The 25,902-nt window shown below is 64.5% G+C and carries 29 protein-coding genes and 1 tRNA gene; 12 read left to right on the forward strand and 18 right to left on the reverse strand.

Features of this window, described 5'->3' with window-relative positions; all coding sequences use genetic code 11:
- The first annotated feature begins 99 nt into the window (after positions 1 to 99).
- Entirely contained in the window at positions 100 to 687 is a 588-nt protein-coding gene (locus tag N6C22_RS17860) for a riboflavin synthase (protein WP_261652491.1), read from the forward strand.
- Position 688: 1 nt separating this feature from the next.
- The gene (locus tag N6C22_RS17865) at positions 689 to 1,420 is read left to right on the forward strand and encodes a GTP cyclohydrolase IIa (RefSeq protein ID WP_261652492.1); all 732 of its coding nucleotides are present in this window, start codon (positions 689 to 691) and stop codon (positions 1,418 to 1,420) included.
- Between the two features lie 9 nt (positions 1,421 to 1,429).
- Here N6C22_RS17865 and N6C22_RS17870 read toward each other — a convergent pair whose 3' ends face one another.
- The 3 genes from N6C22_RS17870 to arcS are packed head-to-tail and all read right to left on the reverse strand — an operon-like array spanning position 1,430 to position 4,440.
- Positions 1,430 to 1,816, reverse strand: coding sequence for a hypothetical protein (locus N6C22_RS17870; protein ID WP_261652493.1), 387 nt, complete (start codon positions 1,814 to 1,816; stop codon positions 1,430 to 1,432).
- A 40-nt stretch (positions 1,817 to 1,856) separates the two neighbouring features.
- Positions 1,857 to 2,645, reverse strand: a complete 789-nt coding sequence (locus N6C22_RS17875) for a hypothetical protein (RefSeq protein ID WP_261652494.1) — start codon at positions 2,643 to 2,645, stop codon at positions 1,857 to 1,859.
- Positions 2,646 to 2,688: 43 nt separating this feature from the next.
- Positions 2,689 to 4,440: an archaeosine synthase subunit alpha gene (arcS, locus tag N6C22_RS17880; RefSeq protein WP_261652495.1), complete on the reverse strand. Its 1,752-nt coding sequence runs from the start codon at positions 4,438 to 4,440 to the stop codon at positions 2,689 to 2,691.
- A gap of 329 nt (positions 4,441 to 4,769) precedes the next feature.
- Between arcS and N6C22_RS17885 the strand changes: the two genes are divergently transcribed.
- A complete protein-coding gene (locus N6C22_RS17885; protein ID WP_261652496.1) occupies positions 4,770 to 5,255 on the forward strand; it encodes a hypothetical protein in 486 nt (161 codons plus the stop codon).
- Position 5,256: 1 nt separating this feature from the next.
- On the opposite strand, the gene tgtA is transcribed toward N6C22_RS17885, so the two are convergent.
- The 6 genes from tgtA to N6C22_RS17915 form a co-directional block, all read right to left on the reverse strand.
- Positions 5,257 to 6,741 (reverse strand): tRNA guanosine(15) transglycosylase TgtA, encoded by a 1,485-nt coding sequence (tgtA, locus tag N6C22_RS17890; protein WP_261652497.1) that lies wholly within the window; start codon positions 6,739 to 6,741, stop codon positions 5,257 to 5,259.
- A gap of 39 nt (positions 6,742 to 6,780) precedes the next feature.
- The gene (locus N6C22_RS17895; RefSeq protein ID WP_261652499.1) at positions 6,781 to 6,963 is read right to left on the reverse strand and encodes a hypothetical protein; all 183 of its coding nucleotides are present in this window, start codon (positions 6,961 to 6,963) and stop codon (positions 6,781 to 6,783) included.
- A gap of 58 nt (positions 6,964 to 7,021) precedes the next feature.
- On the reverse strand, positions 7,022 to 7,207 hold the full coding sequence (locus N6C22_RS17900; protein WP_261652500.1) for a hypothetical protein: 186 nt from the start codon (positions 7,205 to 7,207) through the stop codon (positions 7,022 to 7,024).
- A gap of 204 nt (positions 7,208 to 7,411) precedes the next feature.
- On the reverse strand, positions 7,412 to 7,999 hold the full coding sequence (locus tag N6C22_RS17905; protein ID WP_261652501.1) for an NUDIX hydrolase: 588 nt from the start codon (positions 7,997 to 7,999) through the stop codon (positions 7,412 to 7,414).
- A 36-nt stretch (positions 8,000 to 8,035) separates the two neighbouring features.
- Positions 8,036 to 8,191, reverse strand: a complete 156-nt coding sequence (locus tag N6C22_RS17910) for a C2H2-type zinc finger protein (protein ID WP_261652502.1) — start codon at positions 8,189 to 8,191, stop codon at positions 8,036 to 8,038.
- Between the two features lie 24 nt (positions 8,192 to 8,215).
- Positions 8,216 to 9,109, reverse strand: coding sequence for an alpha/beta fold hydrolase (locus N6C22_RS17915; protein ID WP_261652503.1), 894 nt, complete (start codon positions 9,107 to 9,109; stop codon positions 8,216 to 8,218).
- A 190-nt stretch (positions 9,110 to 9,299) separates the two neighbouring features.
- Between N6C22_RS17915 and N6C22_RS17920 the strand changes: the two genes are divergently transcribed.
- Complete coding sequence (locus N6C22_RS17920) at positions 9,300 to 9,524, forward strand: hypothetical protein (RefSeq protein ID WP_261652504.1); 225 nt, start codon at positions 9,300 to 9,302, stop codon at positions 9,522 to 9,524.
- A 23-nt stretch (positions 9,525 to 9,547) separates the two neighbouring features.
- Here N6C22_RS17920 and N6C22_RS17925 read toward each other — a convergent pair whose 3' ends face one another.
- The gene (locus tag N6C22_RS17925) at positions 9,548 to 10,345 is read right to left on the reverse strand and encodes an ABC transporter permease (protein ID WP_261652505.1); all 798 of its coding nucleotides are present in this window, start codon (positions 10,343 to 10,345) and stop codon (positions 9,548 to 9,550) included.
- Entirely contained in the window at positions 10,342 to 11,313 is a 972-nt protein-coding gene (locus N6C22_RS17930; RefSeq protein WP_261652506.1) for an ABC transporter ATP-binding protein, read from the reverse strand. Before N6C22_RS17930 ends, N6C22_RS17925 begins: the two co-directional genes overlap by 4 nt.
- 196 nt (positions 11,314 to 11,509) lie before the next feature.
- Between N6C22_RS17930 and N6C22_RS17935 the strand changes: the two genes are divergently transcribed.
- The 3 genes from N6C22_RS17935 to N6C22_RS17945 all read left to right on the forward strand — a co-directional run bounded on the left by N6C22_RS17935 (position 11,510) and on the right by N6C22_RS17945 (position 15,114).
- The gene (locus N6C22_RS17935; protein ID WP_261652507.1) at positions 11,510 to 13,312 is read left to right on the forward strand and encodes a histidine kinase N-terminal 7TM domain-containing protein; all 1,803 of its coding nucleotides are present in this window, start codon (positions 11,510 to 11,512) and stop codon (positions 13,310 to 13,312) included.
- A 279-nt stretch (positions 13,313 to 13,591) separates the two neighbouring features.
- A complete protein-coding gene (locus tag N6C22_RS17940) occupies positions 13,592 to 14,275 on the forward strand; it encodes a hypothetical protein (protein WP_261652508.1) in 684 nt (227 codons plus the stop codon).
- Positions 14,276 to 14,409: 134 nt separating this feature from the next.
- On the forward strand, positions 14,410 to 15,114 hold the full coding sequence (locus N6C22_RS17945) for a hypothetical protein (protein WP_261652509.1): 705 nt from the start codon (positions 14,410 to 14,412) through the stop codon (positions 15,112 to 15,114).
- Between the two features lie 212 nt (positions 15,115 to 15,326).
- On the opposite strand, the gene N6C22_RS17950 is transcribed toward N6C22_RS17945, so the two are convergent.
- Together N6C22_RS17950 and N6C22_RS17955 are read right to left on the reverse strand one after the other, a co-directional pair.
- Positions 15,327 to 15,842 carry an AAA family ATPase gene (locus N6C22_RS17950; RefSeq protein ID WP_261652511.1) on the reverse strand — a complete coding sequence of 172 codons (516 nt, stop codon included), beginning with the start codon at positions 15,840 to 15,842 and terminating at the stop codon, positions 15,327 to 15,329.
- 137 nt (positions 15,843 to 15,979) lie between these two features.
- Complete coding sequence (locus tag N6C22_RS17955) at positions 15,980 to 16,711, reverse strand: hypothetical protein (RefSeq protein ID WP_261652512.1); 732 nt, start codon at positions 16,709 to 16,711, stop codon at positions 15,980 to 15,982.
- 411 nt (positions 16,712 to 17,122) lie between these two features.
- Here N6C22_RS17955 and N6C22_RS17960 point away from each other — a divergent pair, with 411 nt between their 5' ends.
- Positions 17,123 to 18,013 carry a DUF4238 domain-containing protein gene (locus N6C22_RS17960; protein WP_261652513.1) on the forward strand — a complete coding sequence of 297 codons (891 nt, stop codon included), beginning with the start codon at positions 17,123 to 17,125 and terminating at the stop codon, positions 18,011 to 18,013.
- A gap of 834 nt (positions 18,014 to 18,847) precedes the next feature.
- Here the strand turns inward: N6C22_RS17960 and N6C22_RS17965 are convergent.
- On the reverse strand, positions 18,848 to 19,678 hold the full coding sequence (locus tag N6C22_RS17965; RefSeq protein ID WP_261652514.1) for a hypothetical protein: 831 nt from the start codon (positions 19,676 to 19,678) through the stop codon (positions 18,848 to 18,850).
- 316 nt (positions 19,679 to 19,994) lie between these two features.
- Here N6C22_RS17965 and N6C22_RS17970 point away from each other — a divergent pair, with 316 nt between their 5' ends.
- Positions 19,995 to 20,162 carry a hypothetical protein gene (locus tag N6C22_RS17970; protein WP_261652515.1) on the forward strand — a complete coding sequence of 56 codons (168 nt, stop codon included), beginning with the start codon at positions 19,995 to 19,997 and terminating at the stop codon, positions 20,160 to 20,162.
- A 128-nt stretch (positions 20,163 to 20,290) separates the two neighbouring features.
- On the opposite strand, the gene N6C22_RS17975 is transcribed toward N6C22_RS17970, so the two are convergent.
- The 4 genes from N6C22_RS17975 to N6C22_RS17990 all read right to left on the reverse strand — a co-directional run bounded on the left by N6C22_RS17975 (position 20,291) and on the right by N6C22_RS17990 (position 22,787).
- Positions 20,291 to 20,363 (reverse strand) — tRNA-Pro (locus N6C22_RS17975).
- A gap of 66 nt (positions 20,364 to 20,429) precedes the next feature.
- Positions 20,430 to 21,326 carry a hypothetical protein gene (locus tag N6C22_RS17980; protein ID WP_261652516.1) on the reverse strand — a complete coding sequence of 299 codons (897 nt, stop codon included), beginning with the start codon at positions 21,324 to 21,326 and terminating at the stop codon, positions 20,430 to 20,432.
- A gap of 50 nt (positions 21,327 to 21,376) precedes the next feature.
- Positions 21,377 to 21,973, reverse strand: coding sequence for a tRNA (pseudouridine(54)-N(1))-methyltransferase TrmY (gene trmY, locus N6C22_RS17985; RefSeq protein ID WP_261652517.1), 597 nt, complete (start codon positions 21,971 to 21,973; stop codon positions 21,377 to 21,379).
- 73 nt (positions 21,974 to 22,046) lie between these two features.
- Positions 22,047 to 22,787, reverse strand: coding sequence for a hypothetical protein (locus tag N6C22_RS17990; RefSeq protein WP_261652518.1), 741 nt, complete (start codon positions 22,785 to 22,787; stop codon positions 22,047 to 22,049).
- 154 nt (positions 22,788 to 22,941) lie between these two features.
- Here N6C22_RS17990 and N6C22_RS17995 point away from each other — a divergent pair, with 154 nt between their 5' ends.
- The 3 genes from N6C22_RS17995 to rnhB all read left to right on the forward strand — a co-directional run bounded on the left by N6C22_RS17995 (position 22,942) and on the right by rnhB (position 25,817).
- Positions 22,942 to 23,514 carry a hypothetical protein gene (locus tag N6C22_RS17995; RefSeq protein WP_261652519.1) on the forward strand — a complete coding sequence of 191 codons (573 nt, stop codon included), beginning with the start codon at positions 22,942 to 22,944 and terminating at the stop codon, positions 23,512 to 23,514.
- A gap of 47 nt (positions 23,515 to 23,561) precedes the next feature.
- The gene (locus N6C22_RS18000; protein ID WP_261652520.1) at positions 23,562 to 24,878 is read left to right on the forward strand and encodes a tRNA pseudouridine(54/55) synthase Pus10; all 1,317 of its coding nucleotides are present in this window, start codon (positions 23,562 to 23,564) and stop codon (positions 24,876 to 24,878) included.
- Positions 24,879 to 25,175: 297 nt separating this feature from the next.
- A complete protein-coding gene (gene rnhB, locus N6C22_RS18005) occupies positions 25,176 to 25,817 on the forward strand; it encodes a ribonuclease HII (protein ID WP_261652521.1) in 642 nt (213 codons plus the stop codon).
- Positions 25,818 to 25,902 lie beyond the last annotated feature (85 nt).

Raw genomic sequence — 25,902 nt, forward strand, 5'->3', positions numbered from 1 at the left:
TAAAACCACGCCGCAACCAGTTGGCCATGCACGACCGAATACGTTCCAGAACTGAGAACCATAACAGATTTTTGAGGGCGGCGGCGAGTCCGAGTCGTCGTGTACACAGGACTCGTCGCGGGCACCGGGACGGTGCTCGCTGCCGACCCCGAACAGGAGGGGTATCGATTGCGAATCGAGCCGAACGGCTTCGTCGCGCCAGAACCGGGTGACAGCGTGAGCGTGCAGGGTGTCTGTTTGACTGCGGACCGGGTCGGCGACGGCTGGTTCACAGCGTTCTGCTCGGAGACGACGCTGGCGAAGAGCACCCTCGGTTCGCTGGAGCCGGGCGACGCGGTCAACCTCGAATCCCCAGTAGCCGCCGGCGACGCGCTCGATGGCCACCTCGTCAGGGGTTGCGTCAAGACGACGACCGAGGTGCTGGCCGTCGAGTCGACGGGCGCTGGGTGGCGATACACACTCGCGATTCCTGACGGCTTCGCGGGCTACCTCGTCACGGAGGGCCCCATCACCGTCGACGGCGTGAGCCTGACTGTCGCCGAGTTGACCGAGCAGACCGTGACCATCACCGTGATTCCCGAGACCGCCGAGCGAACGACCCTCGGCGACACCGAACCAGGCGACCGCGTCAATCTCGAATCCGACCCGGTTGCAAAGTACGTGGCCCGGCAGGAGGCGGTGGCCTGAGATGCAGTGGACACTGTTTCAACTGGACGACTACGGCCCGTGGACGACGACGCCGCACCCCCGGCGCGAGATGGACCTCCAGACCCTCCAGTCCCGCATCTACGCGACGCTCGCGACCGGCGTCGACAGCGTCGACGGCTACGTGTTCCCGACGCGCTGGGACAACCTGCTCGCGGTGACGAACGGCCTCGACCGCGAAGGGCACGAACGACTCCAGACCCGCGTCCGGAACCGGTTCCCGGTCACCCTGAGCTGTGGCGTCGGGGTCGACGAGACCCCCGCGACCGCCATCGCGGACGCGACCGCTGCCCTGCAGGACGCCGGGAGCGCCCAGGGCGACCGCCGTGAGGCCCTCCGCGGCTCGTTCGGCGAGGACACCGGCGACCTCACCGTCGCCCACTTCGACGTGGTGGACGCGACCGGGACCTACACCGACCGCGACGACGCCTACTCGGCCCACCGGACCATCCGCCGCGGGTGTGACGCGCTGGCCGACGAAATGCACGAGCGCCACGGCGCGCTCACCTTCTTCGTCGGCGGCGACAACGCCATCGCGGTCTGTCCCGCGGGCACCACCGAGTTCGGCACGACCATCGACCGGGTACAGGAACGGACCGGTACTCACTGGCGCGTCGGGGTAGGACACGGCGCGACCGCTCATGAGGCCGGGATGGCAGCAAAACACGCGCTCGAAGCGGGGCGAGAACGAGCAGAAGCCGTCGTCGAAGCCTGACCCGAGCGTCTACTTGTCGCTGAGTCGGATGCCGTCTTCGACCAGCCGGGCGTTGCGCTCGCGGTCGAGGTTCTCCGCCACCTCCTCGTGTTCGTACAGCTGTTGGATCATGTCGGCGTTCAGGTTCCGCCAGGCGATGGCGTAGATCGGCGACTGCCCCCACGCGCGCAGTTCGGGGACGAAGTCGTCGAACCGCTGGACGCGGTCCTCCATGCGCTCGACGGCGTCGGCGACGAAGGCGGCTGCCTCGCGCTCTGTCTCGGCCTCGTCGATAGCCCGGTTGATTCGCTGCTCCCAGGTCGCGACAGCTCGCTGCATGTCGGAGGCTGCCGGTTCGCCGTCCTCGGGAAGCGAGTCGAGAATCTGCTGTGGGACACCCAGTGACACGTGGTCCATACCGCGGGGAAAGTGGCCGAGGGTGAAAAAGGCACGCCGGTCAGAGGACCCCAGCCGCGACCAGCAACCCGAGATAGGACGCGCCCGCGACCAGCCCGCCGAGCGTGACGCCGTCGACGACCCGCCCGCGGACCCGGTCCGGGAACCCTCCGTCAGCGACGAGCTTCGCGTGTATGCGGTCCGCCCGCTCGCGACCGAGGACGAACACCTGTTCACGCGGTCGGACAACTGCCTCCTCGAACCGATAATGCGCCTCGTCGCTCCGGCTGAATCCGATCCTGGTACAGCCCGCCTCGATGTGGACGGGGAGTTCGTCACCTGCGGCCGTGGCGGCGACCTGCTCGAACGAGCCGGGGCGAAGCGTCGCGTCACTCGGCTCGACCGGGAGGGTGCGCCCGTCCCACCGAACCTCGAACGGTGTCGCTTCGGCCCGGCGCGTGGCGAGCGACCAGTTCCGCTCGTCCTCCACCGCCGGCTCCTCGTCGACCGAGTTCTCCAGCACCCTGGCGACGTACAAGACCGCGTCCTCAGCGCTGAACGGTGTCCGGAGGGGTGCCTCGGCCCGACACCAGCCGGTAGCTGCCATCCGGCCGTCGACGACCGAGGCGAGCCTGATGCGCACCAGTCGTGGCAGGTTCGCCAGCGCCACGGCGACACCCAGCAGGCCGACGCCGTAGCCGAGCATCGTGACGAGAACCAGCAGCCGGTCAGTGTCGACGTTCCCCACAATCGCAGCGCCCGCGATGCCACCTGCGAAGAGGACGACGTACAGCACGATACCGCCGATGCCGACGCCTGCTCGTTGTTCCAGGTCGGCGACGACTGCCATCGCTGTCTCGGTCTCGGGCGGCCGGGAAAAGTCTCTCGGCGGACTACTTCTCTTCGACGTGACGCACGGAACTCGCCTCCCCGCGCGTGCTCTCGACCATCGCCTCGCCGTGCATCTGGGCCCGGCCGATACCGAACGCCCTCGGGCCCTCGATGACGACCTCGTCGCCGACGCGGATGTCCTCGTCGGCGTCGATAACGCCCGGCGCGAGGACGCTCCCGTGGGGGACGAACCCGTCGATTTCGACGCGCTTCGTCGGGACGTCGGAGTCGTCCCAGCGCTTCGCGCCCTCCAGCGTCAGCGACAGGGTCCCGTAGTTCGGGACCTGCGTGGCGAGCTGGGTTCCATCCGGATCGCGAACCTGTATCTTCGGGTACCGGCTCGTCGTCTGGAAGTCGCCGAACACCGAATCGCCCGCGCCGTCGCCGAACTGGTAGTCCGCGATGGCCCGGACGGTGTTGTGCTCGCGTTCACGCTTCGAGTACTTCAGCTCGCCCGAGAGCGCATCGCGCAGGTTCGAGAGGCTGGCCGAGGTGGTCGGGTGGTCCTCGACAGTGTACTCGATGTCCACGTCGACGTCGTCCTCGACGGCCTCGACGATGGGGCGGTAGTCCTCGGGGAGGTGCGCGATGACCCGCGGGTAGTCGTTGCGCTGGAGGTACCGGCGGAGCACCTCCGTGACGAACTCGAGTTCCCCGGCGGTCCACGAGCCAGTCACGACGGAGTCGTAGTGCTGTGCAGGATAGGTCGTCTCCAGTTCCTGCGGGACGACGCCGATGGGAGAGGTCATCGACACCATGTGGCCGCGGAAGTTCACCGCCTCCATGTACTGGCGGTGGCTCTGGGACTCGCTGTAGGGCTTTCGTGCCGAACACGGCACGAGTACCAGGGGATGACCGTCGAAGCGGTTCGTGTACCGGGCGGTGATGCGGTCGGCGAAGCGCTGAATCTCGACGCGCTTGAGCGTGTCCTCGGTGGTCGCGTCGAGGTCGGCTTCGCGGTACAGTGGCGTCCGCTTCTCCAGATAGCCGTACTGCTGGTCGAGTTCGCGAAACAGCGCGGTGAGCCACTGGTCCTGACGCGCCTGCCCCTCGATGTAGTCGCGCAGGCGACCGTCGCGGATGCGCCGACGGACCCGCGACAGTTCGGCCGCGAGGGCGTTGACGTTGTGCTCGGCGCAGGCCGCCCGGTCGAACTCCTCGCGGGTGACCTGACAGGCCGGGCAGGAGCAGGGCAGTTCGTCGAGGTCCTCGAGGAAGTACCGGTCGTCGGTCGTGAGGTACTCGCCCTGAAGCCCCTTCGCCCGGGCCTTCGTCTCGTCGAACAGGTCGACGCCGGCGTAGGCGAGGACGGCGACGTTCCGGGGCGTGGCGACGCCGGAGAGATAGAGACCGGTGTCGTCCGGGACCGCGTCCTTGACGGTGAGGATGGCGTCTTTCATGCCCTTCCCGTGGCCGACGGAGCCCTGCGCGTCGGAGAGGACGTACACGTCAGCGCCGTAGTCTTCAGCCGTATCGGTCGAGACGACGACCGCATTCGGGAACTCGACCTCGGGGTAGTCCACCTTGAACGAGTCCTGCACCTCGTCTGCGGTGCCCGCTGGCAGCCCGCGGTGTGGCAGGATCGTCAGTGTCGACTCGTCGCCCTCCGGCAGCTCTCGCTCGCCGGGCCAGAGGCTCCCGGCGTCCGCGACCACGTCGTCCACGAGCGCCGGCGTGGTGACCGGCTCGGACAGGCGCAGCTCCGCCCGTCGGGCCGCACCGTCGCGCTCGTGAACCTCGAAGTACTCGGTCATGGACGCGACTCCGTGGCCGACGCTCAAGGGTCTTGCTTTCCACCCCTACCTAAAGGGTGGAGCTGTGAAGGGAGCATCTCATCAGCCTCCCCTGGGTACGAAGTGATGGGTGCAAGCGACGCGGGACGCACCCGGATGGCAACGGATGGCATGCTGGCGGTGCGCGGTCGAGGGCACTCCCTTCGACGACTAGCTAACAACCTTGCCGGTCGGGTCGACGGTGGGCGTCGACCCGCCACACCTCGGTTCTTCCCCCTTCATCTCCCCCCTTCGGGACGACGACCGAACCAGCACAAAGATGATACCGTGCTAGCAGGTACTGTCGTCGTATGGAGCGGACACGGCGCAGGCTGCTCGCAGCGACGGCGAGCGCGGCAGCCACGGGACTCGCGGGCTGTACGGGACTGTTCTCGGACTCGGAACCACCGACGACAGAGCTTCGACGAATCGGATATCGGAACTACCTGTCAGAAAACCATACAATTCGGATAGAGGTATACAGCGACGACGAACAGGTGTTCGAGCGAACCGTCGACCTCCCACCAGCCTCGACGACCGAGAAGGGAAATTTGGCCATTACTGGCGGCAGCATCACCGAGGGTCTCCCGGCGGACCGAGGACAGTTCGAGGTCGTCGGGACCCTCGTCGGCCCGAACGCCCCGGAGTCGACGGTCACCGACCGACTCGAACTCCCGTGGAGGGCATCCGAAGACCAACCGTGCAGTGACTGCACGGTCGCGATTCAGGAAGGACCAGCACTCGCGTTCAAGACACGGCCGGGCTGTGGCTCCGGGACGACAGAGAAGCGAGACTGACTCAGGGCAGTCGTTCACTGCGGTCGGCGAGGTTGACCAGTTCGACGCCGTCGGGAACGAGTTCCAGCGCCGTCTCGGGCCAGTCGTCGTGGGCCAGCGTGAATTCGGTCTCGGGGTTCAGGTCGACCAACCGAGCCACGCCGCGGGCAGCTTGCTCGTAGGCATCGTCGTCGAGTCGGTCCGGAATCTCCGCCGTCAGCGGGTACGTGTTGCGCAGCGCCTTCGGGAACGGCCCGAACGGCGGCACGACCTTCCACGACTCGTCGAAGCCCTTGGAGTGGTCACCCGCGGTGAGGAGCACGTCCCCCTCGGGCGAGAGGCGGGCCAGTCGCTCCTGGTGGCGAAGCACCTCGGGCCGGTGGGCGCTCTCGTTCGAGAGGTAGAAGAACGCGCCCTTCGACACCGGGTCCGTCTCCTCGAGCTGGTCGGCGTGGTCGGTCATCGCCCGGAGTCCGTCGAGCATCGCCGGGTGCGAGCGAGCGCGCTCCTCGACGAGTTCGAGCAGGTTCCCCTGTCGGATGGCCTGCTTGATGCGGCGGATCTCCTCGAAGGTGACGTGCAGGTTGTGCGCGGCGAGTTCCTCCTCCTGCTCGCGCTCGGACAGGTCGCGCAGTTCGGCGGGGGTGTACTCGGTACACACCGGACACGAGCACGGGAAGTAGTCGAGGTCGTCGAGGTGTTCGGTTCCCCGCACCGTCAGGTAGCGGCCGTCCCGGGCGTACAGAGCGTACGCCGCACTGTCGAACAGGTCACAGCCCATGGCGACCGCGAGCGCGAACATCATCGGGTGGCCCGCGCCGAACAGGTGGACCGGGCAGTCCTGGTCGAGGCCGCGCTTCGCCCCGGCGACCACGTCGACCATGTCGCCGTAGCGGTAGTCGTTCATCAGCGGGACGACGGCGCCGACCGGGAACACGTCGAGGTCGGTCGCGGCGGCGTGGGAGCCTGCTTCCTCGCGGAGGTCCGGATAGGTCGAACCCTGCACCGGCGCGTTGACCAGCATGTCGCCCACGTCGACCGTTTCCGCAAGTTCGAGGCGCTCCTGCGTCGTCGCGAGTTCGTCCTCGGCCTGCTCGCGGGAGACGTCCGGCGGCGTCGGGATGTCCACCGGCGTACCGATGTCGCTCCCGATGTCGTGCTGGAACTGCAGGATCTCCTCGGTCGTGGTGTCTATCTTCCCGTACTCGGCGAGCTGGAAGCTCCCCGAGTCGGTCATGATGGCCCCGTCGAAGTCGAGCAACTCGTGCAGCCCGTCTTCGAGGGCCTGCTCGCGGATGTCCTCGGTCGTCTTGATGATGTAGGAGTTGGTGATGAGGATCTCCGCGCCGAACTCCTCTTCGAGGCGCTTCGGCGGGATGGTGATGATGTTCGGGTTGATGACCGGCAACAGCGCCGGCGTCTCGACGGTGACGTCCGCCCGGGGGACGGTCAACTCCCCGATGCGGCCGCCCGCGTCGGCGTCCCGAAGCTCGAAGTGGTCTCTCATTGGCCTCGGTTATCCGGGCAGCGCCGGTAAGGGTGTCGTTTAGGCGCGGTGGCGGTAGTAGTGCCGCAGGCCGTTCAGCCGCGTGCTGGCCCAGGTCGCCAAGAGCACAAGTACCAGCACCGGCGGGGAGAGCAGCTCCGTGCCGAACAGCACCGACAGGACCAGACATTCGGCCGTGAGCACCACGAACGCCTGCTTCTTCGTTACGACGGGGTCGGCCATAGATTAGTAGACTGATAGATGTTGCATAAACCGTTCGGCCGTGGCTGGGTCACCGACGCTACCGATGCTCGCGCCGGGCGAACCAGACGGTCCCCGGCCGCCGAATCTCCAGGTAGACCGACGCCGCGGCCGCGACGGCGAACCAGAGGCCGCCACCGGCGAGGAACCCGTACACCAGCAGGACGAGGAAGCCCAGGAACCGGATGATGGTCTGCTGGCGGAACGAGAGGAACGAATCAGTCACTGATATCTCTAGGCGCTGGTGCGACATAACCACTGTGCCACCAGATACCACGGGTGGCGGGAAGTGGGCCGCTGGACACGACAGGATGGCGAACAGGCGACGCGAACAACGGACACCGGGCGGAGCGTCGCACACCCGCGAACCGCCCGGCGGCAGAAGTCAGTGCACGCCGGGGCTGGCCGCCTTCCAGTACTTGAAGTCTCGCTACTCGTCGTCGCCGAACAGCTCGTAGTACAGCAGGCCGGTCATCGCCCTGCCGTCTCGCAACTCGCCCGTGCGAGCCTCGGCCAGCAGGTCGTCGTATTCGGCCGTATCGACCCGGATGCTCTCGTTGAAGTCGAGCTCCTGCCCGCCGACGTCCTCGCAGTCGTAGGCGACGAAGTAGTGGAAGAGGGAGTTCCCGATGCCGTTGGCCGGCTCGACGCTCGTGAGGTGTTCGACCCGGTCGGCCTCGTAGCCCGTCTCCTCCGTGAGTTCGCGGCGGGCGGCCACCGCGAGGTCGTCGTCGTGCTCCTCGACGCTGCCCGCGGGGAGCCCGCGGTTGACCCGACCGACGGCGTGCCGCCACTCCTCGATGACAACCACGTCGCCGTCGCGGGTGAACGGCAGGACCACCACGGCCTCGGGCTCGACGAGGTAGTCGTAGTCCGTCTCGGTGCCGTCGGGAAGCCGGACCTCGTCGTGGACGATGTCGAAGCCGGGGCACTCGTAGCCCACCCACGAGTCGGTTATCTCCCAGGCGAGCGGGTCGTCGCTCTCGGGCGAGTCGGCGTCGTCGTGCGCGTCGCTCATGTCCGAGTAGTCGGGTCGACGCGTAGAAAAAGTACCCTATCGACCCTCGAACTGGAGTTCCTTCTCCGGGTTCTCCGCGACCATCCACCAGTGGACGTCCGCCTTCGGATGGCGTCGTTCGACGTGTTCCTTGAGGCTCCCGCCCTCGTCGAAGTCCTTCCCACAGATGTTGCAGCGGTTGTGGTGTGCCATACCCACTCTAGGGTGGCAGGGCGTTTATTCGTGTATCCGGATGAACCTGAGGAGTTCCTCGGTCACCGTCTCTGGCGCGTCGAACTGGACCCAGTGGCTCGCGCCGGGGATCCGGACGACCTCGATGTCCGCGACCCACCGGTCCAGTCCTTCGGTGAGTTCGAGTTCGAGCGCGTCGTCCTGCTCGCCCCACAGCAGCAGGGTGGGCACGTCGACCTGCGTCTCGGCTGTCGCGGCCGAGACGAACGGAATCTTGTCTTTGAGGCCCTCTCGAAAGAGCGCCCGGTAGTAGTTGATTGCCGAGGTGGCCGCACCGGGCCGTGAGAACGCCTCCTTGTACCGGGCCACGTCGTCGTCGGTGAACGCGCCGGGGGTGACGGTCCCGTCGCGCAGCATCGAGCCGAGGGCGAGGCAGTTCAGGCCGGTGATGAATTTCTCGGGGAGCCACGGGAGCTGGAAGAAGAACATGTACCACGAACGCTTTCGCTGACTCGAACTCGTCCGCAACACCTCCTCGAACCGCCCCGGATGCGGCGCGTTCATGACGGTGAGCGTCTCCACGACCTCGGGCGTCCGGGCGGCAACGTCCCAGACGACACCACCGCCCCAGTCGTGGCCGACGAGGTGGACCGGCGCGTCGAACGCCCGACAGAGGTCGGCGATGTCCGCCGAGAGTTCCGTGATCCGGTAGGCCGCCACGCCGTGGGGTTTCTCCGAGCGGTTGTACCCGCGCATATCGGGCGCGATGACGTGATAGCCCGCGTCCGCGAGGGTCGGAATCTGGTGGTGCCACGAGTACCAGAACTCGGGGAAGCCGTGGACCAGGACGACCGTCTCGTCATCGGGGTCGCCGGCCTCGACGTAGTGGAGGCGCACGTCGTTCACGATGGTCTGGCCGTGGGTCCAGTCCGTGGTCATGATTGGAATTGCACGGGGAGAGATGAAAAGCGCAGGTGATGACGCCTGAGAGACAGACACGACTCGATGCCAGGGCACCGATAGGTTCATTCGACGCTCAGTAGTTATTTTCACGATAGTGTCCGTGGACAGGAGTCTGGTCGAAACCGCGTTCTGGGCGTGTATCGCGAGTAGCAACCTCTGTCTCGGAGTGAGTTTGCTGCGAGAGGACGTGAACGTCGGCCTGCTCTTCGTCGTCCTGTCATTCGGCTTTGTCGCACTCGCCGTGCGGGGATACTCGAACGCCCACGAACCGGCCCGGAGTCCCTTCGTCAGGCGTGCGAGCACCGTCACACTGTCTGTCGTTCTGGGACTCGGCGTGGCCACGGTGCTCCTTTCGACGTGGATGCTCTGGGTGACGCTCACAGCCAGCTAAAGACGGAAAACCAGCCGCGACTGCTAGTCCATCAGGCCGTAGCCGCGCTTGAGCAACAGCACGTCGACGGTGAAGATGACGGCCGTGATGGCGAGCAAGATGCCGAGCGAGAGGTTGGGGTCGACCTCAGAGAAGTCGAGGAAGCCGTACCGGACCGCGTTCACCATGTACACCATCGGGTTCAGGAACGAGAGGGAGTACCAGATGCCGGTTCCCTCCAGCGCCGCGAGGGGGTAGAAGACGCCGCCGAAGAACACCAGCGGGCGGATGATGAACTGGTTGAGGACGGTGAGGTAGTCGAAGTCGCGCGCCCAGAGCCCACCCAGGATGCCGAAGCAGGCGAACAGCGCGGCGACCGTGATGAGCGAGACCAGGAGGTAGACTGGGTGGGCGACCGAGACCATCCCGTACGCCGGGTTCGCGATGGTGAACACCACGCCGATGACGGCGATGATGACGCCGACCAGGACCCCGCGAAGGGCGCTCGCGGCGACGTAGGCGAACGCCAGCTGTCGGTACGAGAGCGGCGAGGTGAGCACTTCGTGAATATACTCGTTCCAGCGCCCGTGGAAGATACTGAACGAGGCGTTCTCGAAGCCGTTCGAGACGGCCCCGAGGACCACGAGGCCGGGCAGGACGAACGTGATGTAGGGGATGCCGCCGGCGTACTCGCCGATGCGGCTGCCGAGGATGACCCCGAACACCGCGAAGTAGAGCACGTTGTTGATGAACGGGGGCAGGAAGGTGTTGCGGGGGCGACGGACGTATCTGAGTATCTCGCGCTTCGTGAGCGCCCAGGTGCCCGTTTCGAGGCCGATCATCGCGCATCACCCGCCTGGGCTTCGGCCGACCCGTCGCCGTTTCGGCGTCCTTCACCGGTCATCTCGACGAATATCTCCTCCAGCGAGGTCCGTGAGATGTCGAGGTTCACGATGTCGTGGCCCATCGCCTCCAGTTCGTTCAGCAGGGCTGGCGTGACCGCGCCACCGTTCCTGGCCCGGACGAGCAACCGGTCGCCGTCCAGTTCCACCGACTCGACCCGGTCCAGCGTGCCGTTGAGTTCCGGCGCGGTCGCGGGCGGCTCGCGCAGCGTGACGGTGATGGTATCGGTGCCGCGGCCCATGAGTTCGTCCGGCGTCGATACCTCGACCTTCGAGCCCTCGTTCACGATGGCGACCCGGTCGCAGAGGCGTTCTGCCTCCTCGATGTAGTGGGTCGTCAGCAGGACGGTCGTCCCGTTGTCGTTGAGTTCGGAGACGACCTCCCAGAGGTCGTGGCGCAACTGCACGTCCACCCCCGCCGTCGGTTCGTCGAGGATGAGCAGGTCCGGGTCGGTGACGAGCGCCCGGGCGAGCAGCAGGCGGCGCTTCATCCCGCCAGAGAGCCAGTCGAACCGTTCCTTGCGCTTGTCGTAGATACCGACCCGCTTCAGCGCCTCGTGTGCCCGGTCGAGCGCCTCGTCCTCGGGGATGCCGTGGTAGCCCGCCTTGTGGACCAGCACCTCCTCGATGGGGAAGAACCGGTCGACGTTGAACTCCTGCGGGGCGAGCCCGATGGCGTCTCTGGCCTGCCGGTAGTCGTCGACCACGTCGTGCCCGAACACCCGGGCTTCCCCGGAGGTCTTCCGGGCGAGCCCCACGAGGATGTTGATGAACGTGGTCTTGCCGGCCCCGTTCGGCCCGAGCAGGCCGAAGAACTCGCCCTCCTCGACCTGCAGGGAGAGGCCGTCGAGGGCGCGCAACGACCCGTACTCCTTCACGAGGTCGGTGACCTCGATGGCGTGTGTCATCGGTTGAGCCTCGGAAGACTCGCCGGTTAAGGGTGTTGCATCCGGAGGCGGGACCGGTCGAACCCACCTCGAGGCCGTCCGGTGTCCCACCGTCCCAGCCAACCCGTCATCGACCCGGCACGTACCGATATGGCCATGATAGCTAAAGCCCTGTATCGCAGAGGATAGCAGCAGACGGACGCGAGAACGATTCACCATGGTCACCGAGTTACACCCGTACACGCTGGCGCTCATCGTGGCAGTCGTCGTCTCGGCGACCGTCTCGGTTCGTGCCTGGCAGTACCGGCCAGCCGCGGGTGCGACCCCGCTTGCGGTGCTGATGGTCGGGGTGACGGAGTGGCTCGTGTTCCACGCGCTGGAGGTCACGGCGACGTCACCGGCACGCAAGCTCCTCTGGGCCGACCTCCAGTGGCTCGGTGCGGTCACCATCCCGCTGGCGTGGCTCGCGTTCGCCCTCGAGTTCACCGGCCGCGACGACGAACGAACGGAACGGCTCCTCCGGGTGCTACTCCTCGAACCGCTGCTCGGGATGCTCCTGCTCGTGACCAACAACGCGCACGAGCTGCTGTGGGGCGAACCACGGGTAGAAACCGTCACACTCCCCGGGATGGCCCCGATGACGGTCGCCACCGCCCACCCCCACGTCGGTGCGATCGCCCACGCGCTGTTCAGCTACGTCCTCCTGCTGGCTGGCACCGTCCTGCTCGTCCAGCTCTTGCTCCAGACCCGGTCGCTGTACCGCATCCAGGGCTTCTTCGCCCTGATCGGTGTCGGTCTGCCCTGGGTCGCGAACGTCCTCGCGCTCCTCGAGGTGACGCTGCTCGACCTCACCCCGCTGGCGTTCACCGTCACCGGCGTCGCGTTCACCGTCGGCCTCTACCGGTACCGGCTGCTCGACCTCGTCCCGGTCGCCTACGACCGCGTGGTCTCGACCCTCGACGACGGTGTGCTCGTCATCGACCAGGCGGGCCGCGTCGTGGACACCAACGCCGCAGCCGACGACCTGTTCGAGACGGGCGGCACGACCCTCATCGGCCAGCACGTCCGCGACGTGGTCGACGAGTCCGAGCGCCTGCTGCCACCGTACGACGGGGTCGACGACCGCACCGAGGAGGTCTCGTTCGACGTCGACGGCGAGCCGCGGTACTTCAGCGTCCAGCAGTCAGAGCTCGTCGGCGGGCACGGCCAGGTCGTCGGAATCATCGCGGTGTTCCACGACATCACCCGGCAGAAGGAGCGCGAGCAGGAACTCCAGCGCGCCAACGCCGAACTCGAACGGACGAACGACCGACTGGACGAGTTCGCGAGCGTGGTCAGTCACGACCTGCGAAACCCCCTCACCGTCGCCCAGGGCTGGCTGGAGATGGCGCGCGAGACGGGGGCCCCGGAGGACTTCGAGGCCATCGTAGAGTCCCACGAGCGGATGGAGCACATCATCGACGACCTGCTCACCCTCGCCAGGGAAGGGGCGGACCCCGACGCCTTCGAGGCTGTCGCGCTCCCGTCGGTCGCGAGGGATGCCTGGGCGGTCGTCGACACCGGCGAGTCGACACTCGCGGTCGAAACGGACCTCGTCGTCACGGCCGACCGGCAGCGGCTCAAGCAGCTGTTCGAGAACCTCTATCGGAATGCGGTCGAGCACAACGACGGACCGGTCGACGTCCGGGTCGGGACGCTCTCGCGACCCCTGTCCGACGGGGATGGGCTGGCACCGTCAGCGGACCGGTCGACCGGGGAGGAGTCGTCGCCCAGCGCCCCCGACCAGCCGGGCTTCTACGTCGAAGACGACGGCAGGGGAATCCCGGAGTCCGAACGGAAGACGGTGTTCGAATCGGGCTACTCGGGGAGTGCCAGCAGCACCGGCATCGGCCTCGCCATCGTCGCGAAGGTCGCCGACGCCCACGACTGGACGGTCACGGTCACGGAGAGGTGTGACCGGGACGACGGGACGGCCGACCCGGCCCGGCCCGGCGCACGCTTCGAGTTCAGGCGCAGGTAGTGCCGTCACTGACGAGGTGTTCGCAGGCACGGTCCACGTGGGCGGCCACGTCCTCGATGTCCAGACAGTCGCTTCGGTCCCCGACCGACGACGTGTTGCGACGGGGAGCGCCCCACCGAGCGGGGTGCAAGCGGTACCGACAGACCGGGTCCGTTCTCGCTCGCCACCCCCCATCGGCCCGAGGGGTCAGGTCGACGAGGGATGCCGGGTATCAAGGGTCGCGTTTTACCGCCCACCACCGTATGTTGCGTGATAGCACCCGACAGTCCAAGCGCCAGGATGCTACACGTCGAGAGCCAGATGACGCCTTCCGACGACTCCGCCAGCGAACCACCTGCCTGGAGCCGCCGCACCGTCCTCACCTGTCTCGGGGCGGTCGGTGCCAGCGTCCTCGCCGCGCCCGTCGTGCGCCCCACCCCGACGACTGGCTCGGAACCGGGAACCACGTACAGCCGGTACCGGACGGTCAACGACGGAAGCGGCTGCATCGTCGCCACGGTGCCGGCAGCGTGGCACCGGACCGCGGTGGCCGGAGACCCGGCGACCGGGGTGGCCGTGGCCGCCTCGCCGGTGGCGGTGACAGCACCGACGACGTTCACGCTCCGGGCCGCCGACAGGCCACCCCGGGGCGCACTCGCCGTCTACATGCCCGGGCTGCTCGGAGAGCCGAGCGAGTTCAGTACGGCGACCCGCGAGTGGCCGCTGGGCTGTACCGCGACCGACCGGCTCCCCTACACGACGACGAACGGGCTCGACGGCCTCGTCACCGTGCATGGGGCCTGCCGCGAAAGCGACGCTCTCGTCCTGAAGTACCTCGCGACGACGGTCCACGGCGACGGGATCGTCCTCGCGACGGTGACCATCGCCGAGGACCGCGACGTCGCCGCGGCGCTCACGTTCCTCGACACGCTGCGGGTCGACCCGACGTGGGACGAGCGCGAGGCTCGGGTCCGCCTCTCCTGACGCTCCTCATACCACCGGAATCTCCACCGGAACGAGGGGTCAGGTCGACGACGGATGCCGGAAATCAAGGGTTCCGTTATGCCCGCGGCTGGCCTACATTTCGTGCTAGTTACTAGCACACCTGAGGGGAGTTCATGACACCTACCGACCATTCTGAGACCGAACCGTCCGCCTACAGCCGCCGCACCGTCCTCGCTGGCGTGGCAGCCCTCGGAGCGACACTCCTGGCGGCCCCGGTCGCCCGTGCCGCCCCGATATCGCAACTGGGAGAATCACCGACCGAGGCGGAGGAGGAACCGGCCGAGTACACCAGCTACCAGACCGTCACCGACGACACCGGCATCATCAGCGTGCAGGTGCCCTCGGAGTGGACCGAGGCGGTGACCATCGGCAGCCCGGACACCGAGTTGAACTTGCTGCTCTCACCCGAACTCGACACGTTCGCGACCTCGTTCGAGTCGGCGGAGTCGAAGATCGTCACACCCGGTGCCGTCGTCGTCTACATGCCGACCACCACGGGTGACCCGGCCGAGCTCAGCCAGCAGACCGAGGGCTTCCCGGTGAACTGCCAGAAGTCCGGCGAGAGCATCGAGTACGCCAACCAGAACGGCCTGGAGGGTGTCGTCACCATCCACGGGAACTGTGGCGGGTCGGACGACCTCGTCATCAAGTTCATCGCGGAACCGGCGAACGCCGAGGGCATGGTCGCGGCCGCTATCGCCGTCACCGACGACCGGGACATCGCCGCAGCGGTCGCCTTCCTGGAGACGCTGGCCATCACCACCGAGATGACCGAACCGGAATCCGAGCCGGAATCGCCACTCGGCGGGCTCCTCTGAACGACCCGTCGGTCGTCCTCCCGACGGACCATTCTTTTGCCGCCGGTCGCCGTACCAGTGACGTACCCGTGTCCCCCGAACTCACTCGCCGACGCGCCCTCGCAGCGGTCGTCTCGCTGCCGTCCGGGGAGAGCCGCCCGGTCAGACAGGGCCCGGACCGAGAACCCGTCGCTAGCTGTTGACCCGACCCGAAGAAACGGCAGCCTGGGGACCTACGGTTCGACCGCCGGCGCGAACCGTTCGGTGAAGACGGCGTCGACCTGGGCCTCCGTCTCGGCCAGCGTCCCCGAGTTGTCGATGCTGGCGTGGTCCATCGTGATGTCGTCGAAGATGTCGCGGAAGTGCTGGTGGACCTCGAAGTCCGCGTCGCTCTCGTCGCCCTCTCTGGCGGCGATACGCTCCCGGACGACCGACTCGTCGCAGGTCACCATCACGAGTTCGAACCGGACGCCGAGTTTCCGGGCGATGGCCGCCGCCCGGACGCGGTCGCTTCGGCGCTGGAACGTCCCGTCGAGGACCGCGGTGCCGCCCGTCTCGATGACTTCCTTCGCACGCTCGAACAGCCCCTCGTACACCATGTAGGACTCGACCTCGGTGTAGTCCGGGTCGTCGAACAGCTCCTTTCGCACCACGTCGGTCCGCAGCAGCGTCCCGTCCGTACGGTCGGTGAGGTCCTCGGCGACGGTCGTCTTGCCCGCCCCGGGCAGGCCGCAGACGATAATCAGCATAGTTCCACCGCCGGTCCCTGTCGGTACGGTCGCGTGTCCAGACCGTCCCCTCGTGTCCGAGCCATCAGTCGTTGGCATAGCGGTGGTCCCTTCCCGACATGAATCTACGGAAAACAGTTCGCGGGGGCGGCCCCCAGTCACTCCCCGTCGAGCGACACCTGCGACAGACTCGCTTCCAGCTCCTCGACGTGCTCGTTGTAGGCCTCGACGAACCCGACGAACTCGTCGGTCAGCTCTCGGACGTCGGGTGCCGACGGTGCCTCGTACTGCGAGAGCAGGTAGATGCCGCCTTCGCCGCCGACGCGGAGGTACGACGCCTGGCTCTCCTCGCGCTTCAGTTCCCAGCGCGTCCCCGAGACGGTCGTCCGGAAGGTCCCGTAGTCGGTCCCGTCGTAGCGATGCAACTCGCCACAGATGGTGTCACACACCTCGCGGATGCGCCCGAGGATGCGGTCGCGCTCCGCGACGACGGTCTCCGTCGTTTCGACCGCGGGGAAGTCTGTCTCCACGTCGTCGAGCACGCCATCGAGCGACCGGACGTGCTCGTTGTAGGACTCGACGAACTCGTCGTAGTCCCGCATCGCCGAGGCGAGGTCTTCGGGTTCGGGCGGCTGCTTGGTCGAGACGACGTATATCTCGCCGCCCGATTTGCCCTTGTACCGCAGGTACTGTAGCGCCCCGCCCTCGTACTTCAGCGTCCACTTTCCTTTCCTGGTGGAGAACGTCTCCTGGCCGTAGTCGCCGCCCTGCAGGATAGCGAGTTCGCGGGCGATCTGGCCCGCGTGGTCCTTGACCGCCGTGACGACCTCGTCCCGTCTCGTCGTGGTGTCTTCGGCAGAGAGGATGTCGAAATCGAGTTCGTCTGTCATTGGTTGGGTGTGGGGTTGGGGGTGGTTAAGGGGTGGCATCCTGTGGTGCCGGGTTGTAGAAGTGTGTTCGATAGGTGGGACACTACTCGTGACAACTACGACACTGAGATTCTGTCTCGGCAGCGAATTGGGCTGGATATCAGACGATATTGGTGATTCTGTGTCGTACTTGATAGAGAACTACGAAGACCAAGTTAGATTGGAGTAACAGTGATTCAGACAGAGGATGTATTGAGCAGTGGTCTCAACTCAATACAGACACCCAATTGTGCCCTACTAGTAAGGTTGAATGTACCACACTCGCTCGTAGATACCCTGATATTTAACGTCATTCGAATATGTCGATAACCGAAAAAACTGAGGAGCTCGCTACCCAATCGAAGATTACCCTCAATGTGTAACACTGTGAAAATGCAGCACTACGTTCCTCGGTTCTATCTCCAAAACTTTGCAATTGACCCCGACCTTGATTCGCCTCAGGTTTACTGCTTCGATAAACCGAATCAGAATCATTTTCCTGTAAGTACCACCAATATCGCCGGTGAGAACTATTTCTACGACCTTCCAGAGGACGAAGAACAAGAATTTGAGCATGGTCTGGCCAATATTGAAGGGGAATTCAGTCGAGCATATGATGACCTACTCAGCCACCGGGATCTCGACTCTCTTGATGAAAACGACCGTTCTGCGATAGCATATTCGGTCGCAGTCCAAGAACTTCGAACTAGGGAGACACGGGAGAAACACCGGGAGGTCATCTCCGGCCTTCGACAAGTCCTCGAAGAGGAAAATTTATCTGAAGAGTTGGAAGAAGAGATGGAAGAACTCCGGCAAGCCGATTCAGAAGAAGGCGCAAATCGAATGCAAATTGAGCTAATTATTGAGAGGGGGTGGGAGTTCGCAGAACACGTCCTCGCACTGAAATGGGTGTTAATCGAAAACGAGACCGGACATCCGTTTTGGACATCAGATCATCCCATTGTTCGCTACAACAGCAACGACTCCGGTCCATATGGAAATCTCGGCCTCCGGAACCGAGGCATACAAATCTACTTCCCGTTGTCGCCCACAGTATCACTGGGCTTCGTAGATCCGGACTCGTTTGCGAATTGCCCTCGTCATTTAGTCATTCAAGATGATGAGGATGGGCACGAGCACATCAAGCTTCAGAACGGTCTCCAAATGCAATTCTCAACCAGACATGTCATATCTAACTCAAATGATTTCTCCATGGCTCATGACTTTTTGGACCAATTCCCCGAGTATGCGGATACCAATCGCCAGCGGGTAGACATATCCTGACTCGATGTTTTCTGAGATTATTTGTTTGTTTTGACCCAATTCATAGCCTGTTTTTCATTCTATTGCCCGATGATGGATATGCATTTCTGTGGGCCAGGACTTCATGCACCAGTCCCAACTACGAAGGCCAACCAAGGTTTACTGTCAATAGGAACTATTTGAACTTCTTCTCAATTTCGGGATAGTCGAAATCGTCATCAAACCCGTCCTGCTGGTAACCTGGGTCAAAATAGAATAACACGTCATCTGTAATTCGACGTATTTTGACTGCGTTAATACTGCGAATGCTAATCCGAATTTCATCATCTACAATTTCGCAATCAATTAGACGAGTGTCGTTTTCGATTTCATCCAACGCTGGTTTCAAACGCTCCCCATTGTGAGTCAGCATATGACGAACGGTAGTTTGTCGTGTAGCTGTCTGAAGATCTACTCCGCGATACAGCTTCAAAGACACAACTGTAGTTGCTCTACTGAATGAGACTCGATGCAATATCGGTTTGACACGCACACTCGATGGAATAGAAATTGGATTTAATTGTTCGAGTGATTCTCGGATTCCTGCTCGAACTTGGGACAGTAGTGAGGTACCACTAATAACGATTGTAACTATAAGTAGCGAAATTTGAATTGCTTGTATATTAGTCAGCATAGCTTGTCCATATTGAAATATTCAGAATATAAAAAGAGTCTGACCGCAAATGAACTGGTGTCGCTGAGTTTCGTATTGGGGCAACAACCGACTGCAAACCAACATCCGGACACGCAGTATGTCACACTTCATTAACAACTACAAAATTTAAGCAAGATTGGGAGAGTGTCGATTCAACCACACTACACCTCTCTCGTTCTATAAGTAGAAATTCCCAATCGATTCGTGTAGTCGATCGGGTATGAACCAGTTTCAGCTGCCTCTTCTAAACTCGTGTTCTCTGCTGTGTTGACCTTTGTAGCAGCCACGAACTGTGAATATGTGTTTTCAGACATACTCTGGTATAGTAGCATCCACTGGAAGACAGCCGTATCAAAGCCTTTTGCGTGTAAATAATCGACCATTTCAGAAAAAGTAAATTCGTAGTATTCTCCGTCGTCGCCCTCGTTAACTGTATACCTCGGCTCTGCATAGAATTGCTCATTTTCCGTTCCTGGGTAGACAATGGCAGTGTTAGAGTCATTTTTGTTCTCACGAAGTACTGATAGCGAAATGCCGAAATCGAAATCTGCAATCATATGCAGTGGTTGGTAAATACCTCCATCTTCTAAGACCCTCATTTTTTCAGATTCTTCTTCAGGTTCACGAACAGGGATAAAAACCTGATTCTGGATATCCAGCCTTTTACATATAGAAGTACCATGGTTCGATAATGTGAACCTGAGGTATTCTCCATCATATTCTGTCGTCTTCTTATCTTCAATCTTTATGAGGGGTTTATTCTCGCCCTCCATAAATGCCACTTGGTTCTCCATTATTTTTGTCTGCTCAGCTTGGATTTCAACCTGGTCTTGTTGTACTTCTACTTGTTTAGAGAGAATATCTGAGTGTTCCCTTTGCTTGTTGAGCAGTTTATAATATAGGAAAACCAGGATTCCACTCAGCATTACACTAAGAAGGGACGCTATTGCCTGAAGAAGTGAGGCAGAAATATTCGGAATCTGGATAGGCATACGAGTATAGCCTCGGGCCCAGCCATATAATATTTGATAAGACTCTTGTGGTCACTAACTACTGGGGCTCGTGGAACTGATACACCACCAAACGGCACAACCGTATAATTCAGTTTACCATTATGTGTTGGGCAACGGGATTGTTCGAGACAGGGTAAATATATGGCAACTATTACGACCGTGAAGGGTTCGTCTACTGGCCGTAAGAATGGCTGGCACGACTGCCCCCGTGAAAACTGCGACCAAGCTCGTTGGTCACAAATCGGCTTAGACTTCCATCTCCTGAAAGACCACAACCCGATTACGGAGGTACCGAGTGCCTGGTTTTAAATTCAGTAGCCTCGCCGACGCCAGTGCGTTCCGAGACGAGCACGAGGACCACCTCTGTCCGCACGACGACCGTCGCCAGAAGACGGTCACGCTCTTCTCAGACGCCCCCGAGCGCGTGCTCGACCAGGCGGCGGTAGCGGGGCACCGCTGGTGAGTCTCGTCGATCCACCCGCCACAGTAGTTACAGATGGGACGGTCGGCGTCCCTGTCTGGACGGATAGCGAGCACCTTCTCAAGTGATGAAACTTGTAAGTAGAAGGTGCAAAAACTATATGCGGGTAGTGGGCCGGCGCGAATTTGAATCGCGGTTACGGCCACCCGAAGGCCGAAGGATACCAAGCTACCCCACCGGCCCGCATGCGAAACAACGCCGGGATTACTTTTAACGCTTCCGAATCGGAAGACGACACGCCACCCAGTCTCACTCCAATCGGACGAGTGCGTCGAGGTGGCCGCGGAAGTCGAGGTCGTGGCCGTCGACCGTCGAGACGCGAACTGCTTCGGAGGAGAAGCTGGATTCGAGGCGGTACTCCTCGCCGTCGTCGCCGTGGACGTAGATGGTCGAGCCGCCGATGTAGCTCGTCTCGGCGCGGGTGACGACGCCGTCCATGGTGGAGATCTCCGAGGAGCCGTCGCGCGAATCGCGCCGGACGTCGAAGCGAATCTCGTACCCCTCCTCGACGTCGTCCAGCCCGGAGTCGAGGACGTTCTTCAGGTCGGACGCGTCGGCGGCCGCGACCGCCTCGGCGGCCTGGTTGGCGTCGTGGAGCGCCACCGGGCCATCGTCGCCTTCCGCCTCGGCCTCGTCGTCCGCCGTGTCGTCGCCCGCGTCGTCGGAATCCGCGCCCGATTCGTCTGGCTCGTCCGCGACCTCGATGGGGTCCACGTCGTCGCCGTGGCCGGCCGGGACCGCGGCTTCCATATCGGCGGTCGCTTCGGGCGTCGTCTCGGGGACGTTCGCGACGAACTGGTCGAACACGCCGGTGCAGTCCGCACAGAGGAGGTAGCAGATGTCGTCCACGGCGAGGAGTTCGAGGCTGTCGTCGTCGCCGAAGTCGTCGCCACAGAGGCTGCAGTCGTCGACCTCGCCGAGCGAGTCGGGGTCGGTCGCGTCGACGTCGTGGGCGGCCATGTCGTCGGTGAGTTCCGATATCTCGTCGAAGCAGTGCTCACAGGCGAGGCGTTCGGTGACGGCGTCGGCCTCCGTCGAGAGGTCTACCCGCCGATGACACAGCGAGTGCAGGTCGGGCCCGTCGTCGTCGTCGGAGAAGGTTCGCTCACAGAAGGTACAGCTCTGGGGGGCGTCGCGTTGACTCATCGTCTGACTTCTCCCCCGCCGGCCACTTAATTTCGACCGTTGGTTTCGCGTCAGAAGTGTTGGTATCCCTGAGTGTCGAGCCAGTGGTGCGCGACCGTGATGGAGTGGTCGGCGTGGAGGATTCGCGGGCCGAGCCGGAGGCGCAGGTCGGCAGCGTCGGCGAGCAGGGACTCCTCCTCGTCGGTGAAGTCGGTGTGGTCCGAGAGGACGAACACGGGGTTCTCGGGGAGCTCGGCCTCGCTGGCGGGGTCACCGTCCTCGTGGAGCTGGACGACGGTTCCGTCGCGGGCGCACTCCTCGAGAATCGTCTCGAAGCCGAACCGCCGGATGGACACCCCGGGCGAGGCCTCGGCGGGCATGTGCCCGATGGCGTCCTCGCGGTGGTCGAGGGCGTTGCGGACGAGCGCGGCGATGGAGCGCTCGTCGGGGTGGAGGTTCCGGACCTCGCTCCCGTCGACGGTGACGGTGTACTCGTCGCCCAGGACGAGGTGGACGCGGACGTCCTCGCGGATGCCGTGGCTGGCGAGGAAGGCGGCATTGAGACAGCGAGCGAGCAGGTCCATCCGGCCGCCCTCGCTGGCGAGCGCGTCGAGCGAGAAGTCGGCGGTCGTCGGGACCTCGTGACCCAGGACGATGAACTGGCGCATAGCGGGGAGACACGCGACGGGGCCAAAGGAGCGTCGGAATCACGGCGACAGTGACGACGCCCCAATACGGGCTTCAGAGTGCGGTGATGACGAGGTCGGAGACGTGGAACGTAGTCCAGCCGTGGTCACCCGCGTCACAGTAGTCGGAGGGCATGATACCGAATCGGACCGACGTCTCGCCGTCGACCGAGACCGTCCTGTCGACCGAGCCACTCGCGCTCCCGTAAGCCTTCATCTGCAGTTTCGGGTCGGTGTGGACGGTCATCCGGAGCACCTCCACCCCGTCCTCGAACACCTGGAAGAACGCGAGCTCCCACCACGCTTTGGCCGCGGTCTCGTAGTCGAACTGGAACTGCAGGGTCCCCGACCGGTCGCCGAGTTCCTTCGTCGCGGCGGCCCTGGAGCACTGCACCACCCGGAACTCGAGTTCGTCCTGGGCGACGACCGACGTGGTCGCGTCACCGCGCTCGGCGGTCGCCCAGGAGCCGGGGTCCGGGGTGGTCGCTGGCTGCTCCGTCGTGGCGGTGTCGGTTCCGGTCGCCTCCGGGGCACTCTCGCCCTCCACGTCGGACTTTCGCTGGACATCGGGGTCGCGGGGCGCGTAGTCCTCCGCGTCTGGAACGCCGTCGCCGTCGGAATCGGTCGCTGTCCCCGCGGTTCCCGTCCCCGCAATCCCGGCGGTCCCCCGGGTCGTGTTCGTCGCCTGATCCCCACTCGACAGCCGGAGACAGCCCGCGAATGAAAGGCCAGTGACCGAAACACCGGCAGTTCGTAACAGTGTCCGGCGGTTTAGCGTACGTCGTCGCCGTGTCATACCACCGAAGAGACAGGCATCCTACGAATACTAATCGGCCGACGGCGACACGTCGGGCGACGACACCGCAAAGAACGCCCGGGCGGCGCGGGCCCCGTCCAGTGTCCCTGAATCTGTCGCCAGCTTGAATTTCGCTGGGAGCCTCAGGACACACATGGTCTCGTGGCGTAGCCTGGCCACGGGCTACCTCGTCGAACTCGTCGCGCTCCTGGTGTTCGTTCCCCTCGCGACGGCGGCGGACCTCCCGGGGTTCTACCAGCTGGCGAGCCCCACCCGGCTCGCTCCAGTGCTGGGTGGGCTGGCCGCCGGGTGGTGGGGACTCCGCGAGTGGGAGGGCCCCGGCAGACCCGACCCGCTCCAGGTCGGCACCAGGAACGGGGCCGCCCTCGCCGTCCTCACCGGGGCTGGGGCGATGATCGGTCTGCTCCTGCAGAGCCCGTTCTGGGCGGTCGTCACCCTCTCCGCGCTCGTGGTGCTTGGCGCGGCCTGGCAAGACGGCGACGCCCGACTGGCCGCCACAGCGGCCTTCGTCGCGGTGCTGACCATCCTCCCACGCCTCCGCATCGGTCTCGGCTTCCTGCTCACGACAGCCTCGCTCTGGCCCCGGATGGGTGACTACGCCTTCCTCGCGCCACAGCCCGGCCTCGACGGCTGGCTCTTGCTCGCCCTCGCCCTCGGCGGCCACGTCCTCGGCGGTGTGCTCGCCGGCCTCTGGGCCAGGCGCTGAGCCCGAGATGGCAAGGCACTAAGCCAGCGGGCGTCTGGCAACCGGTAATGGAGCTACTCGACACCGCCCGGAAGCTGGTCGCCACCGGGCCCGTCTGCGACCCCTGTCTCGGCCGCCCCTTCGCCGACCGGAGCTTCGGGTTGACCAACGCCGAGCGCGGGAAGGCCCTGCGCGTCAGTATCGCCCTCGAGGACGACGAACCCTACGAGTCCCCCGACCGCGAGGACTGCTGGGTGTGTGAGGGCCACACCGCCCGGTTCGACACCTACGCCGAACTCATCGCCGAAGGACTGGAAGGCGTCAGCTTCGAGACCTACCAGGTCGGCACCCGCGCCCCGCCGCTGGTCGAGGAGAACGAGATGCTGTTCCGCGAGGACGCCGGCATGGAACCCGACGCGGGCGAACTGTTCAAGTCGGAGTTCAACCGCGAGGTCGGCAAGCGCGTCGGCCAGCTCACGGAAACGGACGTGGACTTCGAGCGTCCCGACGTGCTGGCGGTCATCGACCTCGAACGCGCCGGCGAGGACCCCTCGACCCACGCGGTCGACGTGCAGGTCAACCCCGCGTTCGTCTTCGGGCGCTACCGCAAGCTCGAACGCGACATCCCCCAGACCGAGTGGCCCTGCCGGGAGTGTGGCGGCACCGGTGTCCAGCTCTCCCGGGAGGAGGGCGAGGAGCCCTGTGACTACTGCGGTGGGTCGGGTTACCTCTACGACGACAGCGTCGAGGGGTTCGTCGCCCCGCACGTCCTCGACGCCATGGACGGCTCCGAGGCCATCTTCCATGGGGCCGGCCGCGAGGACGTCGACGCCCTGATGCTCGGGACGGGCCGCCCGTTCGTCGTCGAGGTGAAAGACCCCAAGGTCCGCTCGCCCGACGCCGAGGCACTGGAAGCCGAGATCAACGAGACTGCCGCGGGCTCGGTCGAGGTCGAGGGACTTCGCCTCGCCACCCACGAGATGGTCGAGCGCGTCAAGGAACTCGACGCCTCGAAGACCTACAGAGCGGAGGTCGAGTTCGGTGACGACGTGAGCGAGGAGGCCCTCGCCGACGCGGTCGCAGAGCTCAAGGGCACGACCGTCACGCAGCACACGCCCCAGCGCGTCGACCACCGGCGCGCCAGCCTCGACCGGACCCGCACCGTCTACGACATCTCCGCCGAGGTCGCTGATGCTCGTCACGCGACCGTCGACATCCACGGCGAAGGCGGCCTCTACATCAAGGAACTCATCAGCGGCGACGACGGCCGGACCGAGCCCTCCCTGGCGGGCCTCCTGGGCACCGAGGCGACCGTGACCGCGCTCGACGTGCTCGCCGTCGAGGGCGAGGAGGAGGACTTCGACGACCCGGACTACCTGCGCTGAGGGGCGACAGTTCGGTGTCCTGCCAGGCGGCACGCTTTTGTCCGTGTGGTACGTGAACACGCCTCGAGGGGATACCCCATGTGCCACCATGTAGCAGGAGAGACCACCACCCACGAACCCGAGGCCGAGCACGAGACGGCGGACGAGCACGACGTCGACGACGGGCCGGAACTCGCCGAGCCGCCAGCAGACGACTAGTACACCTTCGAGCTTTTTCGAGCGACGCCGAGCGCCGACAGCGGAGCCGGCGCGCCGAACCACGAAGGTAGAAGTCGCGGTAGCGGAAAGGACTCGACCATGTACTTCGGCGTGGACGAGGCGGGGAAGGGCCCGGTGCTCGGGTCGATGTGGGCCGCGGCCGTGGTCGTCCCCGACGACGCAGTCCTGCCCGACGACGTGGACGACTCGAAACGGGTACAGCCAGCCCGTCGCGAGGAGATCGCCACGGCGCTCCGCGCGGACGACCGGGTCCGAATCGGCCTCGCCGAGATCACACCGGAACGTATCGACGACCCGGAGACGGACATGAACACCCTGACCGTGCTGGCCCACGCCGAGGCCCTTGAAGACGCGGGTGTCGACGGCCTCTCCGGCTACGTCGACGCGGGCGACACCGACGAGGCCCGGTTCGGCCGCCGCGTCGCCGGCCACTGTTCCTGCGACATCGAGGTGACGGCCGAACACGGTGCCGACGAGACCTATCCTGTCGTGGCGGCCGCCAGCATCGTCGCCAAGGTCGAACGCGACGCCCAGATGGCCCGACTGGGAGAGGAGTACGGGGCGGTCGGCTCGGGCTACCCGAGCGACCCGACGACCCGCGAGTTCCTCGCGGACTACGTGGCCGAGACGGGGGAACTCCCCCCGTTCGCCCGCGCCTCGTGGTCCACCAGCGCGGACGTGCTGGCAGCGCACGAACAGACCGGCCTGGGCGACTTCTGACGGCCGGCAACTCCCCGGTCAGGGAACCCGTGAGCCAGCCACCGCCAGCGGCTGCCTGTCGACGACCGAGCCGCCCCCATCCGTC

Origin of the sequence: Haloarchaeobius sp. HME9146, from assembly GCF_025399835.1 — an archaeon.
In the GTDB taxonomy this organism is placed as follows: Archaea; Halobacteriota; Halobacteria; order Halobacteriales; family Natrialbaceae; genus Haloarchaeobius.

Excerpts from the sequence above, each read along its gene's own strand:
- N6C22_RS17925 (WP_261652505.1), bottom strand. The coding sequence starts at position 10,345 with ATGATCGGCCTCGAAACGGGCACCTGGGCGCTCACGAAGCGCGAGATA.
- N6C22_RS17875 (WP_261652494.1), bottom strand. The coding sequence starts at position 2,645 with ATGGCAGTCGTCGCCGACCTGGAACAACGAGCAGGCGTCGGCATCGGC.
- N6C22_RS17915 (WP_261652503.1), bottom strand. The coding sequence starts at position 9,109 with ATGACCACGGACTGGACCCACGGCCAGACCATCGTGAACGACGTGCGC.
- N6C22_RS18000 (WP_261652520.1), top strand. The coding sequence starts at position 23,562 with ATGGAGCTACTCGACACCGCCCGGAAGCTGGTCGCCACCGGGCCCGTC.
- N6C22_RS17980 (WP_261652516.1), bottom strand. The coding sequence starts at position 21,326 with ATGAGTCAACGCGACGCCCCCCAGAGCTGTACCTTCTGTGAGCGAACC.
- N6C22_RS17940 (WP_261652508.1), top strand. The coding sequence starts at position 13,592 with ATGCTACACGTCGAGAGCCAGATGACGCCTTCCGACGACTCCGCCAGC.
- N6C22_RS17895 (WP_261652499.1), bottom strand. The coding sequence starts at position 6,963 with ATGGCCGACCCCGTCGTAACGAAGAAGCAGGCGTTCGTGGTGCTCACG.
- trmY (WP_261652517.1), bottom strand. The coding sequence starts at position 21,973 with ATGCGCCAGTTCATCGTCCTGGGTCACGAGGTCCCGACGACCGCCGAC.
- N6C22_RS17990 (WP_261652518.1), bottom strand. The coding sequence starts at position 22,787 with ATGACACGGCGACGACGTACGCTAAACCGCCGGACACTGTTACGAACT.
- N6C22_RS17955 (WP_261652512.1), bottom strand. The coding sequence starts at position 16,711 with ATGACAGACGAACTCGATTTCGACATCCTCTCTGCCGAAGACACCACG.
- N6C22_RS17960 (WP_261652513.1), top strand. The coding sequence starts at position 17,123 with ATGCAGCACTACGTTCCTCGGTTCTATCTCCAAAACTTTGCAATTGAC.
- arcS (WP_261652495.1), bottom strand. The coding sequence starts at position 4,440 with ATGACCGAGTACTTCGAGGTTCACGAGCGCGACGGTGCGGCCCGACGG.
- rnhB (WP_261652521.1), top strand. The coding sequence starts at position 25,176 with ATGTACTTCGGCGTGGACGAGGCGGGGAAGGGCCCGGTGCTCGGGTCG.
- N6C22_RS17930 (WP_261652506.1), bottom strand. The coding sequence starts at position 11,313 with ATGACACACGCCATCGAGGTCACCGACCTCGTGAAGGAGTACGGGTCG.
- N6C22_RS17910 (WP_261652502.1), bottom strand. The coding sequence starts at position 8,191 with ATGGCACACCACAACCGCTGCAACATCTGTGGGAAGGACTTCGACGAG.
- N6C22_RS17945 (WP_261652509.1), top strand. The coding sequence starts at position 14,410 with ATGACACCTACCGACCATTCTGAGACCGAACCGTCCGCCTACAGCCGC.
- N6C22_RS17885 (WP_261652496.1), top strand. The coding sequence starts at position 4,770 with ATGGAGCGGACACGGCGCAGGCTGCTCGCAGCGACGGCGAGCGCGGCA.
- N6C22_RS17870 (WP_261652493.1), bottom strand. The coding sequence starts at position 1,816 with ATGGACCACGTGTCACTGGGTGTCCCACAGCAGATTCTCGACTCGCTT.
- N6C22_RS17950 (WP_261652511.1), bottom strand. The coding sequence starts at position 15,842 with ATGCTGATTATCGTCTGCGGCCTGCCCGGGGCGGGCAAGACGACCGTC.
- N6C22_RS17865 (WP_261652492.1), top strand. The coding sequence starts at position 689 with ATGCAGTGGACACTGTTTCAACTGGACGACTACGGCCCGTGGACGACG.
- N6C22_RS17965 (WP_261652514.1), bottom strand. The coding sequence starts at position 19,678 with ATGCCTATCCAGATTCCGAATATTTCTGCCTCACTTCTTCAGGCAATA.
- N6C22_RS17995 (WP_261652519.1), top strand. The coding sequence starts at position 22,942 with ATGGTCTCGTGGCGTAGCCTGGCCACGGGCTACCTCGTCGAACTCGTC.
- N6C22_RS17905 (WP_261652501.1), bottom strand. The coding sequence starts at position 7,999 with ATGAGCGACGCGCACGACGACGCCGACTCGCCCGAGAGCGACGACCCG.
- N6C22_RS17935 (WP_261652507.1), top strand. The coding sequence starts at position 11,510 with ATGGTCACCGAGTTACACCCGTACACGCTGGCGCTCATCGTGGCAGTC.
- tgtA (WP_261652497.1), bottom strand. The coding sequence starts at position 6,741 with ATGAGAGACCACTTCGAGCTTCGGGACGCCGACGCGGGCGGCCGCATC.